This is a genomic window from Paenibacillus sp. J22P218, from assembly GCF_056269195.1.
Genome location: NZ_JBWDNL010000003.1, coordinates 381,224 through 397,748, shown reverse-complemented (window position 1 = coordinate 397,748; position 16,525 = coordinate 381,224). Strand labels below are relative to the sequence as shown.

The 16,525-nt window shown below is 45.4% G+C and carries 28 protein-coding genes; 27 read left to right on the top strand and 1 reads right to left on the bottom strand.

The genetic code is table 11. From position 1 onward, the window contains the following. The first annotated feature begins 486 nt into the window (after positions 1 to 486). Together AC0YN0_RS16490 and AC0YN0_RS16485 are read left to right on the top strand one after the other, a co-directional pair. Positions 487 to 777, top strand: a complete 291-nt coding sequence (locus tag AC0YN0_RS16490; RefSeq protein WP_475822231.1) for a hypothetical protein — start codon at positions 487 to 489, stop codon at positions 775 to 777. 135 nt (positions 778 to 912) lie between these two features. Beyond that, the gene (locus AC0YN0_RS16485) at positions 913 to 1,560 is read left to right on the top strand and encodes a hypothetical protein (protein WP_475822230.1); all 648 of its coding nucleotides are present in this window, start codon (positions 913 to 915) and stop codon (positions 1,558 to 1,560) included. Between the two features lie 258 nt (positions 1,561 to 1,818). Here the strand turns inward: AC0YN0_RS16485 and AC0YN0_RS16480 are convergent, their stop codons facing one another. Next, entirely contained in the window at positions 1,819 to 2,010 is a 192-nt protein-coding gene (locus AC0YN0_RS16480; protein ID WP_475822515.1) for a helix-turn-helix domain-containing protein, read from the bottom strand. Between the two features lie 173 nt (positions 2,011 to 2,183). Here AC0YN0_RS16480 and AC0YN0_RS16475 point away from each other — a divergent pair, with 173 nt between their 5' ends. From AC0YN0_RS16475 to AC0YN0_RS16355, 25 genes are all read left to right on the top strand, one after another. Beyond that, complete coding sequence (locus AC0YN0_RS16475) at positions 2,184 to 2,327, top strand: hypothetical protein (RefSeq protein ID WP_475822229.1); 144 nt, start codon at positions 2,184 to 2,186, stop codon at positions 2,325 to 2,327. Between the two features lie 3 nt (positions 2,328 to 2,330). Continuing rightward, entirely contained in the window at positions 2,331 to 3,170 is an 840-nt protein-coding gene (locus AC0YN0_RS16470; RefSeq protein ID WP_475822228.1) for a phage replisome organizer N-terminal domain-containing protein, read from the top strand. Between the two features lie 11 nt (positions 3,171 to 3,181). Then, entirely contained in the window at positions 3,182 to 4,486 is a 1,305-nt protein-coding gene (locus tag AC0YN0_RS16465) for a replicative DNA helicase (protein ID WP_475822227.1), read from the top strand. Continuing rightward, positions 4,483 to 4,806 (top strand): hypothetical protein, encoded by a 324-nt coding sequence (locus tag AC0YN0_RS16460; RefSeq protein WP_475822226.1) that lies wholly within the window; start codon positions 4,483 to 4,485, stop codon positions 4,804 to 4,806. The genes AC0YN0_RS16465 and AC0YN0_RS16460 overlap by 4 nt, the downstream gene beginning before the upstream one ends. A gap of 184 nt (positions 4,807 to 4,990) precedes the next feature. After that, a complete protein-coding gene (locus AC0YN0_RS16455) occupies positions 4,991 to 5,245 on the top strand; it encodes a hypothetical protein (protein WP_475822225.1) in 255 nt (84 codons plus the stop codon). Between the two features lie 213 nt (positions 5,246 to 5,458). Further along, complete coding sequence (locus AC0YN0_RS16450) at positions 5,459 to 5,932, top strand: YopX family protein (RefSeq protein WP_475822224.1); 474 nt, start codon at positions 5,459 to 5,461, stop codon at positions 5,930 to 5,932. Further along, positions 5,929 to 6,078, top strand: a complete 150-nt coding sequence (locus tag AC0YN0_RS16445; protein ID WP_475822223.1) for a hypothetical protein — start codon at positions 5,929 to 5,931, stop codon at positions 6,076 to 6,078. The genes AC0YN0_RS16450 and AC0YN0_RS16445 overlap by 4 nt, the downstream gene beginning before the upstream one ends. Next, a complete protein-coding gene (locus AC0YN0_RS16440; RefSeq protein WP_475822222.1) occupies positions 6,075 to 6,443 on the top strand; it encodes a RusA family crossover junction endodeoxyribonuclease in 369 nt (122 codons plus the stop codon). The genes AC0YN0_RS16445 and AC0YN0_RS16440 overlap by 4 nt, the downstream gene beginning before the upstream one ends. Beyond that, positions 6,440 to 6,598, top strand: coding sequence for a hypothetical protein (locus AC0YN0_RS16435; RefSeq protein WP_475822221.1), 159 nt, complete (start codon positions 6,440 to 6,442; stop codon positions 6,596 to 6,598). The genes AC0YN0_RS16440 and AC0YN0_RS16435 overlap by 4 nt, the downstream gene beginning before the upstream one ends. A 71-nt stretch (positions 6,599 to 6,669) precedes the next feature. Continuing rightward, positions 6,670 to 6,804, top strand: a complete 135-nt coding sequence (locus tag AC0YN0_RS16430) for a hypothetical protein (protein WP_475822220.1) — start codon at positions 6,670 to 6,672, stop codon at positions 6,802 to 6,804. Positions 6,805 to 6,842: 38 nt separating this feature from the next. After that, a complete protein-coding gene (locus AC0YN0_RS16425) occupies positions 6,843 to 7,022 on the top strand; it encodes a hypothetical protein (protein WP_475822219.1) in 180 nt (59 codons plus the stop codon). 86 nt (positions 7,023 to 7,108) lie between these two features. Then, a complete protein-coding gene (locus tag AC0YN0_RS16420) occupies positions 7,109 to 7,264 on the top strand; it encodes a hypothetical protein (protein ID WP_475822218.1) in 156 nt (51 codons plus the stop codon). Positions 7,265 to 7,353: 89 nt separating this feature from the next. Then, the gene (locus tag AC0YN0_RS16415; protein WP_475822217.1) at positions 7,354 to 7,566 is read left to right on the top strand and encodes a hypothetical protein; all 213 of its coding nucleotides are present in this window, start codon (positions 7,354 to 7,356) and stop codon (positions 7,564 to 7,566) included. A gap of 164 nt (positions 7,567 to 7,730) precedes the next feature. Further along, positions 7,731 to 8,774, top strand: coding sequence for a hypothetical protein (locus tag AC0YN0_RS16410; RefSeq protein ID WP_475822216.1), 1,044 nt, complete (start codon positions 7,731 to 7,733; stop codon positions 8,772 to 8,774). Beyond that, positions 8,774 to 8,959 carry a hypothetical protein gene (locus AC0YN0_RS16405; RefSeq protein WP_475822215.1) on the top strand — a complete coding sequence of 62 codons (186 nt, stop codon included), beginning with the start codon at positions 8,774 to 8,776 and terminating at the stop codon, positions 8,957 to 8,959. Before AC0YN0_RS16410 ends, AC0YN0_RS16405 begins: the two co-directional genes overlap by 1 nt. Before the next feature lie 233 nt (positions 8,960 to 9,192). Beyond that, entirely contained in the window at positions 9,193 to 9,666 is a 474-nt protein-coding gene (locus AC0YN0_RS16400; protein ID WP_475822214.1) for a sigma-70 family RNA polymerase sigma factor, read from the top strand. Between the two features lie 395 nt (positions 9,667 to 10,061). Continuing rightward, positions 10,062 to 10,226: a hypothetical protein gene (locus AC0YN0_RS16395; protein WP_475822213.1), complete on the top strand. Its 165-nt coding sequence runs from the start codon at positions 10,062 to 10,064 to the stop codon at positions 10,224 to 10,226. A gap of 12 nt (positions 10,227 to 10,238) precedes the next feature. Further along, positions 10,239 to 10,517 carry a hypothetical protein gene (locus AC0YN0_RS16390; protein ID WP_475822212.1) on the top strand — a complete coding sequence of 93 codons (279 nt, stop codon included), beginning with the start codon at positions 10,239 to 10,241 and terminating at the stop codon, positions 10,515 to 10,517. 329 nt (positions 10,518 to 10,846) lie between these two features. Further along, a complete protein-coding gene (locus AC0YN0_RS16385) occupies positions 10,847 to 11,266 on the top strand; it encodes a hypothetical protein (protein ID WP_475822211.1) in 420 nt (139 codons plus the stop codon). Further along, positions 11,263 to 12,594 carry a PBSX family phage terminase large subunit gene (locus tag AC0YN0_RS16380; protein ID WP_475822210.1) on the top strand — a complete coding sequence of 444 codons (1,332 nt, stop codon included), beginning with the start codon at positions 11,263 to 11,265 and terminating at the stop codon, positions 12,592 to 12,594. Before AC0YN0_RS16385 ends, AC0YN0_RS16380 begins: the two co-directional genes overlap by 4 nt. Continuing rightward, positions 12,591 to 12,893, top strand: coding sequence for a hypothetical protein (locus tag AC0YN0_RS16375; protein WP_475822209.1), 303 nt, complete (start codon positions 12,591 to 12,593; stop codon positions 12,891 to 12,893). The genes AC0YN0_RS16380 and AC0YN0_RS16375 overlap by 4 nt, the downstream gene beginning before the upstream one ends. Further along, entirely contained in the window at positions 12,890 to 13,123 is a 234-nt protein-coding gene (locus tag AC0YN0_RS16370) for a hypothetical protein (protein WP_475822208.1), read from the top strand. The genes AC0YN0_RS16375 and AC0YN0_RS16370 overlap by 4 nt, the downstream gene beginning before the upstream one ends. An 11-nt stretch (positions 13,124 to 13,134) precedes the next feature. After that, a complete protein-coding gene (locus AC0YN0_RS16365; RefSeq protein WP_475822207.1) occupies positions 13,135 to 13,440 on the top strand; it encodes a hypothetical protein in 306 nt (101 codons plus the stop codon). A gap of 16 nt (positions 13,441 to 13,456) precedes the next feature. Beyond that, the gene (locus AC0YN0_RS16360; RefSeq protein WP_475822206.1) at positions 13,457 to 15,613 is read left to right on the top strand and encodes a portal protein; all 2,157 of its coding nucleotides are present in this window, start codon (positions 13,457 to 13,459) and stop codon (positions 15,611 to 15,613) included. A gap of 98 nt (positions 15,614 to 15,711) precedes the next feature. Continuing rightward, positions 15,712 to 16,515 carry a hypothetical protein gene (locus AC0YN0_RS16355; protein WP_475822205.1) on the top strand — a complete coding sequence of 268 codons (804 nt, stop codon included), beginning with the start codon at positions 15,712 to 15,714 and terminating at the stop codon, positions 16,513 to 16,515. The last annotated feature ends 10 nt before the right edge of the window (positions 16,516 to 16,525 follow it).

Here is a 16,525-nt window from a genome sequence, read left to right as displayed (position 1 = left end):
TGGCAAAGGACAGTTCCGAAAAGTGAGGAGTTTCACTAATACATTGGGTCAAAAATCGAATGAGCCGATTGACATTTGGTATGTAAGGTGCACAGAAGGCGGCGCACTGATCGGACAAGGAATTGAGAAAGTATGCTACGTTACGACATTTACACAATGGGCAACGGACTCTTATGGGGATGTCGGGAACGTCAAGGAGGACAAAGCGTCATACGCCCTCTCCACCCTCCAATGCCCTACAGAATAACCCTCTACGACAGCACAGGCAAGGCAATCAAACGCAGCAAGCCCTTGCCTGAGCGTCCAACGGAACGTTTTATCGAGATAAGTTACGAACTTTGGCCTAAGACAGTTAGCCATGAAATTGAGGTGGATGCGGAGTGAGCAAGCCTTATAAAGGATGCGTGTTTTGCAACGGTACAGGTAAGTTTCAGCATGTAAGTGGTAGATGGTATAGATGCTATTGCGTGAAGGAGGATACCAACAATGAGTGAGAAGAGAGATTTGCAGGTTGATCGCCAACTGATTGTACGCCGTCTTGATGGTTGGATTCTCAACTATATGGAGGCAGAGAAGATAGCTTTACACGCCATAGACAGAGCCATAGCAGCAGAGAAGGAACGGGACGAGCTACGGAATCGGGTGGAGGTATATGCCGATTCCGTAGAAGGGCTGTACCAAATCATACAACGGGATCCGCTCACTTCACTTGATCGAGATCAAGCAGAGGAAACTATGGCGATATTGAGGAGGCTGAAGAACAATGAGCCATCCTAACGAAACGGGAGAAGCACAGAAGTGGAAACCCAGCCTATGGTTCCGCATTAAAACCAATATTGAAGCTGCTTGGTGGTATGTGAGGCATCATAAATGACCTTTATACGGATAGATCAAATTTGAGGAGAGATGAAGATGAGCGAAATTAATTTAATTGAGGAAAATACTGACTTATCACAACTGAAAAAGCCAATCGGCTGGGACTTGGAAGTTAAAGGTGTCCCATATGATGTATACCGCGTTGATGGGCACATCCATACAATAGGCGGGAAGATGGGCGAAAACAACTATTGGGCTTGTCCTGCAGACGAAAAACCTACTTTCGAAAACCTTATTGAATTCAATGGGGATGCTCCTACTTGGGGCGTTTCCTTTGAAAGAAATAACTATATCAAACACAAGTGGGGCGAAACATCGGTTGAATGTAACGGTGATTGCTGGATTACCCGAAACGGGAAGAAATTCTATCAAATTCCTGCTCGGTATATGGACTATGGATTAGCTAAAGCGCAACATTTATTAGTCACTCTACTTGAAGAATGTCCACTGTATCTTTCTGAACGGAATTGGAAGGAGCAAGCGATCGGCAGGAAGATTTGGTACGAAGGTCAGCCCGCCAAGATAACTCGAATCAATCAGGATAATGAGTTATGGATTGAGCCTGATGGAATTGACAAGTTTATAGCACCACCACACTGGGGCGACGACTTTGATTATGACGATTATGAGGATGGTTTGCGAGTGGATTTACTGTCCAAAAACATTTACTGGTACAGGGATTAGGGATGATGGAACGCTCAGCAGAAGAGACATTAAAAATATTTAAACAAGTCATGTCGCAACGAGAAAAATACGTCCGAGAAAAGTTCCGATCCATTGAGAGTAAAGGACGAGACGTTCAGCCGCAGCTAAGTAAAATGTTGCGTGGTGGAATGTTAAGCGAACATACGACTATGAAAGGCGTTCTACAGATGATCGAGAAAGGCGAAGAGGACGTGTCGGACTACTGGAAGTAGCCAAATGGAAGGAACAGAAGGGCAGCTATTCGCCCTTCTCCTCCGGAACATATTCGAGTAAGTCGCCAACTTTGCAATTGAAATAAGCACAGAGGGCGTTGAGAGTATCGTAATCGATTCCTCCGCCCTCACCATTGTAAATCTTAGCTAGGGTACGACGAGAAATATTAGTTTCCTTTTCCAGTTGGGAGAAGCTTTTCACCTTATGCTTACCCATCATTTCAGATAAAAGTGGACGTATCATATCAATCACCTGTCAAGTTATTAGTTAATTCTATCATAACCATAGTTCTCAATAAGTAAACGTTATAAGCCTAATTGGTAAATATATATACCAAAACGGTAAATATATGATACAATGACGTCAATAAGAATTTAAGGAGTGATGAAATGATCAAACACAAAAACATTCCTTATCGGATGGCAGAGAACGATCATAAAAATTTGAAAGTATTCTGCGCCGAAAAGGGTATCTCGATGCAAGAGTTCATGGATCGAGCTGTCAGAGAGTATAAGCAAAAATGGGTGGTGTAGTGAATGTCAGATGTGAAATGGATTAAAGTCGCGGTTGATATGTTTGACCATGACAAAATCGACTTCCTGCGCAGCCTGCCTGAAGGAGATTCAATCATCGTAACTTGGATTCAGATGCTTACTATAGCTGGAAAGAGCAACAACGGTGGTTATCTGATGGTCACCGATCGTATTCCTTACACCGAGCAGCTTCTAAGTAATAAGCTCAGACGGCAGCCGGTATTCCTACAATTCGCGCTTAACACGCTTGAAAATCTCAATATGATCAATGTTGAAGATGGCCCTTATCATATCACCAATTGGGAAAAACATCAGAATACAGACGGCATGAAGAAAATTAAGAGCAAGGCTGCAATAAGGCAGAAGAATTACCGCGAAAGAAATAAAACAAACGCATTATCCATAACGGAAAGCGTAACGCGTGACGTAACGGATGACGTAACAGTGACGTCACGTAACGAAACAGAAGTAAGAAGTAAGAATAAAGAAAAAGATACTACACTACTAGACGACTTTGAAACTGTAAAAGAAGCCTACGAAATCATACATTCCGTTGCTGAAATGCCATATTCGAACAGCTTAATCCTTCAAAACCTGTTAAAAGACGGATTCACATCTGACACGATTATTGGAATCATGCGGGAGAAATTCAAACCCAGTGTCAGAACTCTTAAATTTTACGAAAGCGCAATTCGAGAAACTGCTGAAACGGCTCCAAGCGGACGGAGTAGAGGGCAACATACTTATTACGTAAAACCAAGTGAGCTAGAAGCACAACAGGCGGCTAGAATGGCTGAGTTGCGGAAGCAAGAAAAACCAATGTATTATGAACCACTGATTTAGGAGGAATCCAGTTGGACTATATACCTCATACCAATTACGAATACGAAGCTTTTACCGTTGGAGCGATCATAAAAGTGCCGGAATTGATAGACGATGTGACGACCATTGTGACTGACAGTGACTTTTATTACGAGAACACGCGGATCATATATGGCGCTTGCAAGGATCTTCACGTTTCCAACCGGCTGGACTCGAGAACATTAATCGAATGGTTAAGAGAGAAAGGCAATGAGGGCGTAACGGATTATGTTTATGAGTTTGTAAACGGCGTATCAGCTCCACGACTAGCCAAAGAGTATGCGCTGCGCGTGGCAATGCTCAGCATGAAACGAAAGGCCGTAAGGCTTTCCGAGCAAGTCCTCGAGATGGTCGATGACTTTGAAGGTAATGATGTTGCGAAGTTCATGAATCAGATAAGCGGCTTTGTTGGGGATATGGACAGCAATCGCGGCGGTAACATGGTTCGCATGAAAGAATTCTACAAACGCCATATCAAGGACAAGGAAGATCAGAAAGTTATTCATTATCCGAAGACTGGATTGTCAGACATAGACGTGTGGTCAAGAGGGATCGTTTCTAAGCAGCTCATTATCGTTGCAGGACGCCCAGGCACAGGAAAGACAGCCTTTGCCCTTCAAGTTGCAGAGAATGTCTCACATCAGAATTTCGGGGCTGTACCCGTGTTCTCAATGGAGATGGGAACGGACGAGCTAACCGATCGGGTAACAAGCAATAAGACCGGCATTCCATTCCTAAAGTTAAAGCTCAACGACCTAACGGATGATGAAAAAGAGATACGCCGAAGGCTAGCGGACAAACTGAGTGACCATTTCTACGTGGATGATAAGCCGAGGATGGATTTAGGCTATATCGTTTCACAGTGTCGCAAGCTTAAGCGGAGTGACGGAAAGTTGGGCATGGTGGTAATTGACTACTTAGGATTAATAAACATGAATCGAAAGCCAAATGAAAGCCTGAGTGAGACGATCGGCAGAATGACACAAGCGCTTAAGCAGTTGGCTCGAGAACTGGATACATCGATTTACTTATTGGTTCAGATGAATCGAGAGATTGAGAAGCGCGGAACAAAGCGTCCAGTGCTATCCGACTTACGAGACAGCGGCAGTATAGAGCAAGATGCGGATATGGTCATCTTCTTGCATAAGGACGAAGAGAAGTCCGATCCGAAGATGTCGCACATTGATTTAATCGTCGCAAAGGGAAGGAATACAGGCGTTCGAGACTTTGAACTGGCGTTCTTGGTCGAGATTCAACGGCTAGTGACCAAGTCGGTACACGCTCCAGTATCACGATGACAGAGACAGAAGAGTTTCTGCTGGAGCAGTATAAGTCGTTATTGACGGTCGCGAAGGACAACAAGGAACTGACCGAAACCCATTACAGCGCATTTAAAGCAAAGGAACTAAACACGCTGGATGATCTAGAAACGGCGTATGCGGAACTAATACACTTCATAACCAATCATGAATTTTACGACACGCTAGACCGCATCGAGAAAGGCGAAGCGCTGCTAAAGGTAGAGAAAAACCCTGACAAGGCGCGGAAATATCGAACAAGACTGAATGAACTGTACGTCAAACTTGAGCGGCTAAGACCGCAGGAGGCGATCGCGTGATGGATGGCAACGCATCGATAATTCAGAAGATTCAGCTAATTGAGGCGAACCTAGAGACTGCAAGGGACAACATGGAGCGTCAAGCAATGAGGTCAGTCATACGCAAGCTACAGTTTCAGTTGGAAGGTAGAGAGGGCAATAAGAGCCCTTGGAATGTGAGATAAAACAGGAGGAGTGAGGAAGTGTGAGTGAAGCGGAAACGGTAACAGTTAGGTTCGGATACGGTGCATTATCACCAAGCCTTGAAGAACAAGCGAATGAGCAAGGGTTTACATTGGGCGATAAATCGGACTTTTTGGAAGGTTTACGCAAAGCGAGAACGATGCTTATGTTCCATGTTCTGACGGAATCGCAAAATAATTCTATCACGCAGAAGATACACAAACTCGTAATGCGCGAATTAAAGCCGAAGGCCAACGACACGACCGAATCCGCTTAACGAAGTGGAGGCCGTATAGGGTTTGGGTGGAATGTGAGATAGAACAATTTGAGAGAGGAAGTGTACCCATGAAATCAAACAGACCAGAAGTAAGAGTAAGCCATAGTGAGGTAGTGCCGTTTAAGCGTCCGAGTAAGCCGGTTATATCGCCTGATGATCGCAAACGTCAGAAAGACTCGTTGAAAATCACATATGTGGGTGGAGGGAATGACATTGCCTAGAGAGATTAAGTTCCGCGCATGGCACAAGGGACATGAATATGCGCCAGCACAAATGATATATGACAAGAACCCTGGGGATTGCTTGGTTTGGAAACAACAAGGTCAGAACATCGAAGAGGTCATGCAATACACCGGCCTAAAGGATCGCAACGGAGTGGAGATATACGAGGGTGATGTTGTGCAAATCGTCGAAAGCGGGTTTGACAATGTGAATGACATTGATTATTTCGATCAGTGGCTAATAAACGAAAAGGTCACGTCGTACACGATTGATGAAGAGGGCGATATTAATTATCACTATGCCCGCTATAACGACACTGTCGTAATGGATAGATTCCCATGCTACTGGCTAAAGAATGAATACTTCGGCTATGAAGGAGAGGATTTAGTAAGCCCAAGCAACTGCGAAGTAATTGGAAACATATACGAACACCCTCACCTCATATCCAAGGAGGAATCACAATGAGAGCAATTTTAAAAGTTAATGGGAAACTAATATACAGAAAGCCAAAGGGGCTAGTGGCTGTGGTGTTGGAAGCGTTCCGACTCGACGATGCGTACCGGCAGGTTGGAGAAAATAAAGTGAGTGTTGAGGTGGAGGTGGTTGGGTGAAGATTGTCATACCTGGAACTCTACCGAGTCTAAACGAGATCATAAACGCAAGTAAGAGAAATAAATACGCATACGTAGCTATGAAGGACAAAGCAATTTATACAGTTGGTTGGCATTTCAAGTTCGTTATGCCAGGAGACGATATGCCGGATAAGGCGAATTACACTTTCACATGGTATTGCCCAAATAAACGGAAAGATAAAGACAACATCATGGGAGGCCAGAAGTTTGTTTTCGATGCATTACAGAAAATCGGGTATATCAAAAATGATGGCTGGGGACAAATCGGAGATATCATTCACCGTTTCGAAGTCGATAAGGCGAATCCGAGATTAGAGATTGATATAGAGGAGGTTGGAGCATGACAAACCCACTAGAGGAATTACTCGAACAAGCTCAGCGAAATAAGAAAAAAGGGTTCGCAGTTATATCGAATGAGTATGTGCTCAAAAAGTTAAACGAGCATAACAAGTCTAGTGAAGTGTTTAAGCCACCTGAGCGCCTCGTAGAACGATTCTAGTAGCAAGTTGGCATAAAGAGAAGGGTAGAGTGAAATAGGCGCTTAAATGGGCGTGCAGGAGGTTGTAAATATTGGACAAACAGAAGATATTGGAATACATCGAAAACGAGACACGACTATACAAAGAACTAGGAGAAGATTTTGCAGATCGGAAATGTGAGTTAGAAGCTTTGCGTCAAAAAGTAGTGGATGGAGAATTCGATTAAGTATCTGAATGAATACGATTGAACATGGGGGCGACATTATGAATATTTTCGAAGCTTTTGCTGAAATCATTAATGGGAAGATCGTTAAAGACTTAGAAGAAGTTTGGTATAAATCCGACAACGGTAAACTGATTGAGTCAAATGATAAAGGCATGTCGTGGAGAGAAACTAACGAGTTTAAATATGGCGATATCAATATTGAGTGGAGATTGGTTTAAGTTAATTCTATCTTTTTTTGGATAATCTCAAGCGTTACAAATTCAAAAAAAAGTAATTATGAGCATCAATCAAGGGAGTGATAAAAATGACAAAAGTTGAATTGTTAAAAGCGATTGAAAATATGCCAGATGAGTGCGAAGTGGTTTGGCATGATGGAAAAGGTGGGCACATTACTTTCGAGAGCGTGGATACTGACGGAGTGTTGATTTACTTGGAAGAGCAGAGCGAAGTAATTCAATGAATATTGAGGAACATAAGGAGCTAAACACCCATGGAGAGAGCACCGCCATATAGGAATGAATAGCACAAGACAATACGAGGAGGAAACGTATGAAAATTCATTATGCTGTAGCAGCATTCAATCAATACGGCGAAGAGTATATGCAAAAGACGCACGGAGACGATTGTTTCACTGATGATTTAGGGCATGCGATCCTATTCGAAACCAAAGAAGAAGCTCATAAACATTGCAGTCCTGAAGATTATGTTGCTCAGATCGAAGAAGATGAAGAAGGTGGATTAGCTCGATCTGTCAGTGCATAATATAGCACGATATTGATATTTGTGAGTGGTGGAAGTTACTGCGAAATTATAGTGCTACAATTGCGTAAAAACGTTGATTTATAAGGGTTTAACACTGGTTATTGTCGCTCAAAAATGTTATAATTGAGTATAATTATATTGATATATCGGAGGCGAGAAAATAGATGGATCAACGTGAACTTATCCAACAGCAAATCAGAGATTTCGATGTGCAAATTAGCTTGTTGCAAGACGAAATAGCAGCGATTGAAAATGGCGCGATTACGGATACGGTGGCATATGAGCAGAAGCGAAGCAGTCTTGCCGAGATCGTCAGCAAGAGGGAAGCGAAGATTTTGGAGTTGAACGGATCGGCTGAGACGGCGCAAGTTGAGTTATACGACTTGTTTGAATCGCTGGTCATTCCTGGAACGGACAGAATCATTCCAATCTCGTATCTACTGATGACGGACGACATTACCTTGGATGATAAGATTACGATTTTAACATCCAACTTAGAACAAAAGCTCGTTAATGCCGCGATTGTACAGAAGAGCCTAGAGGGCGAGAATGAATCCCTTAAAGGGCGTAACGAAGAACTGGAGAGCGAAAATGCTCGCCTAGTTCGTGAAAATGACCGAATTGGTATGCTAAACGCTGATTTACAAGTAAAGCATGACAACGCTGGCGAACAGATCCGTGAAAAAGATGCTGAGATTAAACGGATGAACGAAGAGACAGCTAAATTGCGGGAGCAGTTAACGAACACTGCCACGGCAACACGGACTCATTTTACCGCTGCACAAACCGAAAGCATTGCTGAAAAGCTGGCTAAACGTCCGGCAGTGTACAACGTAAGGTGGGCAGATGATCTTAAACGCACACATTACATAGTCACACTCGCTGAAACAGGCACAGACAAGACGATTTCAAGATTGGAACTCGGATTGTACCGGGAGGTAAGTGCTGAAGAAGCAGATCGATTTCGAGCTGAAAGGGCTGCTAAGGAAGCTGAAGAGGCTCGTCTCAGCGCCATTGTACCGGATTCGCCACTGGTAACAACGTACGAAGTGCCGCCCAGCCTTACGCCGTACGAAGGGAAAGTCGACGGAATGGCTGAAGGACACACATCTTTGGAAATGGCAGGAGAGCATCCTACACGGAAAGAGTTCGAAGCCCTTGCCGCAAGAGTGGCACAGCTTGAACAGTCGAAGGTGAATGCAGCGTAATGGAAAGAGAGCATATAGATGAATTCGATAAGCTTGACGTTGAAGTGAGGATAAGGTACTTATTGGAGTATATAAAGGCTCTCCGAGAAGGTATCACTAACACAGGAAAGTTGATGGAGAACACTGATACGTCATTAGCCTTGAAGAAAGCTTACGCTAAGCTTGAGAAGGAAATGAACTTATAACCGCATATCAGAACCAAAAGGAACTAGCCGTAAAAAGCGATGTTCCTTTTTATATCCAAATAATTAATGTCGTTAAATAAAAGGAGTGGTAATGTGAACGTTATTTTGATGTTCATAGCCTTAACGCCGATGTTGTTCGGGGCTTACCTCGTTATCGCGACTAGGTTCATGGGGAAGAAAGAAGTAAAGATTGGTCCAATAATAATCACTTCGAGAGACGGGGAGGAATCAAAATGAACCGAGAACAGATCACAGAAGCTCTCAAATCGCTACCAGCATACAAATACGCCATATCTCGATATGAGCGACATATAATCGTTCCAAGCGCAGGGATAGCTAATTACAGCGGAATGCCTGGAGGATCAGGAGCGCCGGAGAGATTCTTTGCAATGGTGGGTAAAGCGGCAGATATGGGGACTACCTCATACGAGGATTATATGGATTACATGGACTACAAACGTATCGTTGAGGATGTGGAAGGCGCATTGGAAGTGCTTACCGATGACGAGCGGATCGTAATTAAGCTCAAGTGGATCCACGATATTACATTGCGGCAGATAGCCGACCAACGACACTTAAGCGTTACGACCGTAGAGCGCCAACACAAACGGGCATTGTCGATACTGACGGAGGCGCTAAGATTCACACGAGTTAAAGCCCCATATATCGAAAAGCACAGCAAATGCAGAGAATTGAGTGTTTCGTGACGGTTTTTTGACGGTTTTTTGGTGGGTAACACGGTATATAATCGTATTATAGGAAACTGGCGAATGAGCAACAGGTAGCTGGATGCGCAGCCGCTGTTCACGCCGTTTCCTCGTTTTGGTGATTAGCGCCCCTTGCGCTTTTCATATAGGGATCGGGTTTCCCGGTCGATACGTGGTGGCGGAAGAGAGACGCTTATGGCATAAGTCGAATAACGACGTGACCTGAAATCGCGCTCGTTGCGGAGTGTCGGCATTCACAGGAGAATGGCCTGTGACCACGTAATAATTTTGATCTAAAGCTGACCCAATAGGGTGTAAGCACAGCAATAGATATTCTATGTGACCTGACAGGGCGCTCTTATGAGCGTCTTTTGTCTGTTTAGGAGTCGAGATCGATGGATGGAAAAGTATCGCTAGGCATCAGCAATTATTACGGTGAAGTCTTTGCATACGAGAGTGGTGGAAAGTTCTACATTGAGTTGGAAGACTACAGTGGGCTGGACACGAAAGAAATAAGCAAAGAGTTTTACGATGCGATAGTGAAGGAATTCAAGTCGTAGGAGGTGATTGAAGTGAAAGCAACGATTAACGGTATAGAAGTGCATGGAACGCCGGAGGAGTTAGCAACCTACCTAAAACTCATGGACGATATGCGTAGAGACGGTATCCACATTAAGCCGCCACTAGGAAAGATGCCAGACTGGCTTAAAGGGAATAAAGATCAAGACGGATTGGCGTACACAACGATAACCTGCGGAGTAGGCATGAAACCGTTAAAGACTCATGCGAACGATAAATGTTTTGCAGCAATGAATGGCGGCTGTTATTGCACAGGAGCTTGCCACAAATGAAACGAGCATTCAAACATCTGCTACGTGAAATGTTCAGCAAAGAAGTATTACTGATGACCGCGGCTATAACGGCTGGGATGATACTAGGTAAGCTGCTATGATCGCACTCACTATCACAGTATGGGCGATAGTAGCTGTAGCGGTGGTTGGATTTATGCGTGGGGCTAAGTGAGAGGAGGGATATTGATGGAGCGGTCTGAGCCAGTAATGAGGGAAATGACTGAAGAAGAACAACAATACTACGATTCGGGTGAGTGGAAGACACTGCCGAAGATAGAGGATTGGAAGCCGGTCGGAGACTAAGCACTAGTGGAGAGAGGAGGGATAGTATGGCACGACCGAGTAAGTATGATACCCATGTAAAACCGAAACTATTGCTTATTGAAGCATGGGCTCGGGACGGGCTGACAGTTGATCAGATATCAGAAAACCTTGATGTAGCACCTGCAACCTTTTATGAATATCAAAAGCTTTATCCAGAGTTAGTGGAGGCCTTAAAAAACGGGCGTGAAGTTATCGATGCAATGGTCGAGAACGCACTGCTCAAAGCTGCATTAGGCTATGATTACCGCGAAGAGGAACTAAATAAGATCACAGGAGAGCCGATTGAGTTGAGGAAGGTAGCACATCCCAACACGACAGCTCTTATTTTTTGGCTGAAGAACCGCAAGCCGCGTGAATGGAGAGATAAACAAGAGCTCGAACATAGCGGTAATATGGGCGTTACGATCGTAGATGATATCAAATGACGCAGCTATCCAGCGTAATCGCTCCATCGTTCCATTCAGTTCACCTCGACATTAAACGAGATGGACACACGCATTACTGGTTAAGCGGTGGACGAGGAAGCACAAAATCATCATTCGTAGCGATCGAAGTCATACTTGGTATCATGTCCGATCCTAATGCAAACGCCGTAGTGTTGCGTAAGGTAAAGGATACGCTCAAGGAGTCAGTGTTTGAGCAGCTTACATGGGCAATAGAGGCGTTGGGCGTTGAGGATTACTGGAACATACCTGAGGCGAAGTTAGTTATCACCTACATCCCTACAGGGCAAGAGATACGATTCAGAGGCGCAGATAAGCCGAAGAAGATCAAGTCCATGAAGTTCAGCCGAGGGTATACAAAGTTCATATGGTACGAGGAGCTTGACGAGTTCACAAGCATGGAAGAGGTACGGATGATTAATCAGTCTCTTATGCGTGGCGGTAAGAAGTTCACTGTATTTTACTCGTACAATCCACCTAAGAGTGCTAATAACTGGGTGAATGCAGAATCCAAGTTTACACGGCCTGATCGTTTGACGCATCACACAAGCTATTTAACGGTTCCGCGTGAATGGTTAGGTGAACAGTTCATTGTCGAGGCTGAGCACCTTAAATCTATAAAGCCGCTGAGTTATGAGCATGAGTATCTTGGATCAGTGACCGGCACAGGCGGCGAGGTATTCGCGAATGTCCAATGTAGGAAGATCAGCGATGAAGAGATTGAGGACTTTTACAACGTTCGACGCGGGTTAGACTTTGGTTATGCGATCGATCCGCTGTCTTATCTGGTCATGCACTATGACAGGAAGCATAAGCGGTTATATATCTACCATGAGCTATACAAAGTCGGTATGTCTAACGTAATGGCATACAGGCACATATCAGAAGAGAACAAGGACAATCAGGAAGTTATAGCCGATTCAGCAGAGCCTAAGAGCATTAACGAGCTCCTGCAGTACGGTATGCGGATACGCAGCGTGAAGAAGGGCCCCGACTCAGTAGAGTACGGGGTCAAGTTTTTGCAGGATCTTGAATCAATCATTATCGATGATACCCGATGCCCTGAGACAGCGCGTGAGTTCTTGACATACGAGCTCGACAAGGATGCTAACGGTAACTTCAAAGCTGGCTTCCCTGACAAAAACAATCACTCCATAGATGCTGTACGGTACGCATTAAATGATGAGTGCATGTTGTTCATTGAGCGCATGAAGAAGAAGCCTGATTATGACAACAGTCCTGAAGCAAGGGTAAGACGCAACATCGCAAATCAAGGTAAACCAAGCAGAAAGGGGATGCAAGCATTATGAACGAGCAGTTAATTCTTGATACTGCCAAGGAATTCATGGGAGACTCTGAATTTACAAGAAGTCATGATATCTCAGTGAGCCTTATGGATTTTGAAGGTCACAGAGAAAACCCAATACCTACTGATGATAAGACAATATTGGTTTATGCAGAGAACAAAAAGAATTCAACGAAAAGTATCGCATGGCACATAAGAGATTTCAGCAACTTATCTGCCCGTGAAATTGGGCTAATGGCTGCGTCGAGCTTGATGACACTGTTCGCAGAAAGAGAGATGACTGCAATGGTGAGAACGTCATGAACGAGACACTACTCGCCGCAGTCGCTATTGCCATACTCTTTGCTTGGTTGTACTCCATGCGAGAAAAGGAGCGACAGTACAATGTAGAGCGTGAAAGGTGGCAGGAGGAGCGCAAACAGCTTCTCGATCGCATCCAAGCTCCAAGCTTTGGAGAGCTCAAACATGCTGAGGTGAAGGTAATCAAGGCTCAGCATGGCGTTAAAGAAGCACCAACACTAGAACCCATGTAAGGAGGATGAACATGAAACTATACAAATACACCAGCGGCCTTGATGAAAAGTTTGGAGTGGCTGCTGACGAGCAAGACGCTTACGAGCGACGAGAAGAGGTAGATCCGACATTCCACTTTCTACCCGCACGAATCGAGGAGGTAGTCATACCAGGCTACGTAATTACGATCACAAAAGCGGCTGGTGGCGATCAGTTCGATGCTATGGACCTCACTAAGCTGCGCGAATGGCTAGACGCTAACGGCGTTGAATATGCTTCGCAAGCGCGTGAGACGAAGTTGCGCGATATGGCGAGAGCATCATTGAGAGACAAGTGAGGAGTGATAGTGAGCCGTGGCTAAACAGAATACGGATAAGGTTGCCGACGCGGTAGGTGAAACGGAGTCTAAACGGCTCACACCTGACCGCGTTAGTACGTTAATTAAGAGTGCCGAGAACTGGACGGACATCAGGCAGCAGTTAGTAAATGTCAGTTACTTTGTCGGCAATCAGTGGATTGGTTGGGATCGAGCTGCTAACAGCGTCCGCGAACTCCCAAGGGTATCGGGTGAGGAGCGAGTAACGCGCAATAAGATTAGGCCGCGTGTCATAACGCTACTTGCTAAGCACATCAAAAATAAGTTGAAGTACGATGTAATCCCTGGCAGTAAAGAGCAGGTAGACATTGACGCAGCTAAAGGTGCTGACAAGTACCTCCACGTGCTGTGGCAAGAGCTTGACCTGAGCAGCAAGACAAAGGACTTATTTCTGTACATGCTGACACAAAAACGAGCTTGGTTAAAAACGTGGTTCGACGCTGAGGCTGGTACTGAATTAACTCCCGTAGAGGGAGAGGATGCCTATGAAGAGTGGGTGAAAGGCGATAAAAAGCCCATCTACGAGGGTGTTATACGAGCAAGAGTATGCGATCCTCTGACGGTTTTTGCTGATCCTGCCGCTACAACTGAAGAAGAGATACGTTGGATTATTGAGCGTAAGGCTCGAGACGTTGACGATATCTTCGAGGAATACGGGGTAAAGGTCAATCCTGATAAGAATATCGGTTATCTTAGCCGGTATGACATTACGAGGATGGGCTCAGAGGGGATTGGTGCAAGTGGGTCGTCTAAGACGCAGAATCAGGCGCTTGTTGATGAGCTATGGTACAAACCGTGTAAGAAGTATCCTAAAGGCGCTAAGATAACGGTTTGTGACGGCAAGGAGCTCGATTATAGCGAGGAATCAGGCGAGCTACCGTATCAGTTATTCGGGTACATTCCGATACCGGGATCATTGCTGTACGATGCGATCGTTACTGACCTAATAGCGCCGCAACGTGAGATCAACATTCTTCGCTCGATGGTGGCGACACACTCACGTAGGATGGGGAATTCGATTTGGCTCAATCCTATCGGCAGTGGTGCAGATGAAGAAATGATGACGAATGAGATTGGCGGCATTATGGATTACGTTCCGAACCAAGGAGCTAAGCCTGAAAGAGTACCGGCGCCTGACATTCCATCATTCTACAATAACGAGCTCGCTAACAATGCGATCGACCTTGATGATATGTCGGGCTCGAGAGAAGTCAGCCAAGGGCGTATGCCAGCTGGATTGGATACACTAGGCGGATTGGAGCTCATGGTTGAGCAGGAGAACGAGAAGCTATCAGTTGCCTCACAGAACTATGAGAACGGTATGAAGAAGGTCATGCAGCGCATCCTAAGGCTTCTCAAGGCACATTACACTGAGGAACGACAAGGGCGCATACTTGGCGAAGATAACGAGATTGAGCTAATCAGCTTCAACGGCTCTGATCTCACCGGATTCGAAGACGTCAACATCGTTCAGGGGTCTAGCTTGCCTGAAATGAAAGCCGCTCAGCAAGAACGTATCATGGTCATGTGGAAATCAGGAGCGATCGTAAAGAAAGACGGTACGCCTGATCCCGCTAAACTGCTACGGCTTATGGGTATGGGTGACTCGACGGAGCTATTCGAACAAGAGGCATTGGATAACAACAACGCCAAAATGGAGAATAAGAAGTTCGAGGACTTGGCAGAGGATCAAGAGTTCTTGCAAGTGGCTGCGGAGTACGCCCAAGCAATTCAGTCAGCAAAGGCAGCGCAACAACAGCTACAAGCGGCAGGAGCTCCACCTGATCAATTAGCGCAATTGGAGCAGTTAATGCCTCCTCCGCCTCCTGGCATCCCTCATATATGGGATTCTGACGACGACGAGGTTCATATTCTCGTTCACAACACGTTCCGCAAGTCTAGCCGATACCGTGAAATGCCGCCAGAAATGAGGGCTCTAGTGGATCAGCATTATCAGGAGCATGTAGACCGCTTGGAAGCTCCTATGAGGGCTCAGCAAGCCGCACAGGCAGAGCAGCAAGCACAAGCACAGAAGACACAGGTCGAGATGAAGCAACAGGATCAACAGGCAGCTATCCAGCGTGACAGCATTAAGGCTCAAACGCAAATAGCGGTAGCTGCTATGAAACAATAGATTTCTAACGGGCGTTGGGTGAGAATCCTAACGCCTATTCTCTTTCCATTCGCGGGCGTTGAACCGTTATGGCCGCCGCATAACAGGAGGTAATGAGCATGAGTAAGTACCGCAAATTCCGTTTCGCACTAAACTTGCAGCAGTTTGCCGAAAATGGCGGCTCTGCATCGGGCGTTGAAACAGCTTCTGTCGCCGGGGAGCAATTGCAAGGAACAGAAACCCAAACGGGCGATCAAGGTGCTGCCGCCGAGCAGGGTAAAGAAGACGTTGCATTCTCTAAACGCTTAGCTGCTGCTCAAGAAAAGTGGAAAGCGGAGAAGGATGCAGAGATTCAGAAGCTGCGTGACGAGTACAAAGACTTCGATACGCACAAGAAATCGACCGAGTACCTGCTTAAAACTACCGGTCTATCTGATGCCCTGTCGCTTAAAGAGCAGATCGAACTGATTGAGCTCCAAGAGCGTGCAGAGGAATCAAACGTACCGCCTGAAGTGCAGAAACGCCTTGAACAATTAGAGGCAAAGGCAGCTAAAGCGGACGAATTGGAAGCAAAGGGAGCGGCTGAAAAGGCAGCTCTAGAGTTCGAGGGTACGCTGAAGACCTTCTGCGAGGGAAAAGAGATCGACGGCAAGGCTGTTGACCATCTCGAACTATGGAAGTACATGCACGAAAACGAAGTATCTAAGCCGGAGATCGCATTCAAGGCAATGAAAGCCGATGCGTTAGAAGCCAAATTGGCTACGGTGAGCAAAGACGCTGTTACCAACTATCTCAATTCCAAAAAAGGAATAAAAACAGAAGGAGCGCCCGGTGCTGCAGCTCAGTCCATACCTTTAGGTGGTGGATTCAAAGGAGCAGAACAACGAGCAATTGCTCGGATAAAAGCCCGGACAGCCGAATAAGGAGGAAACA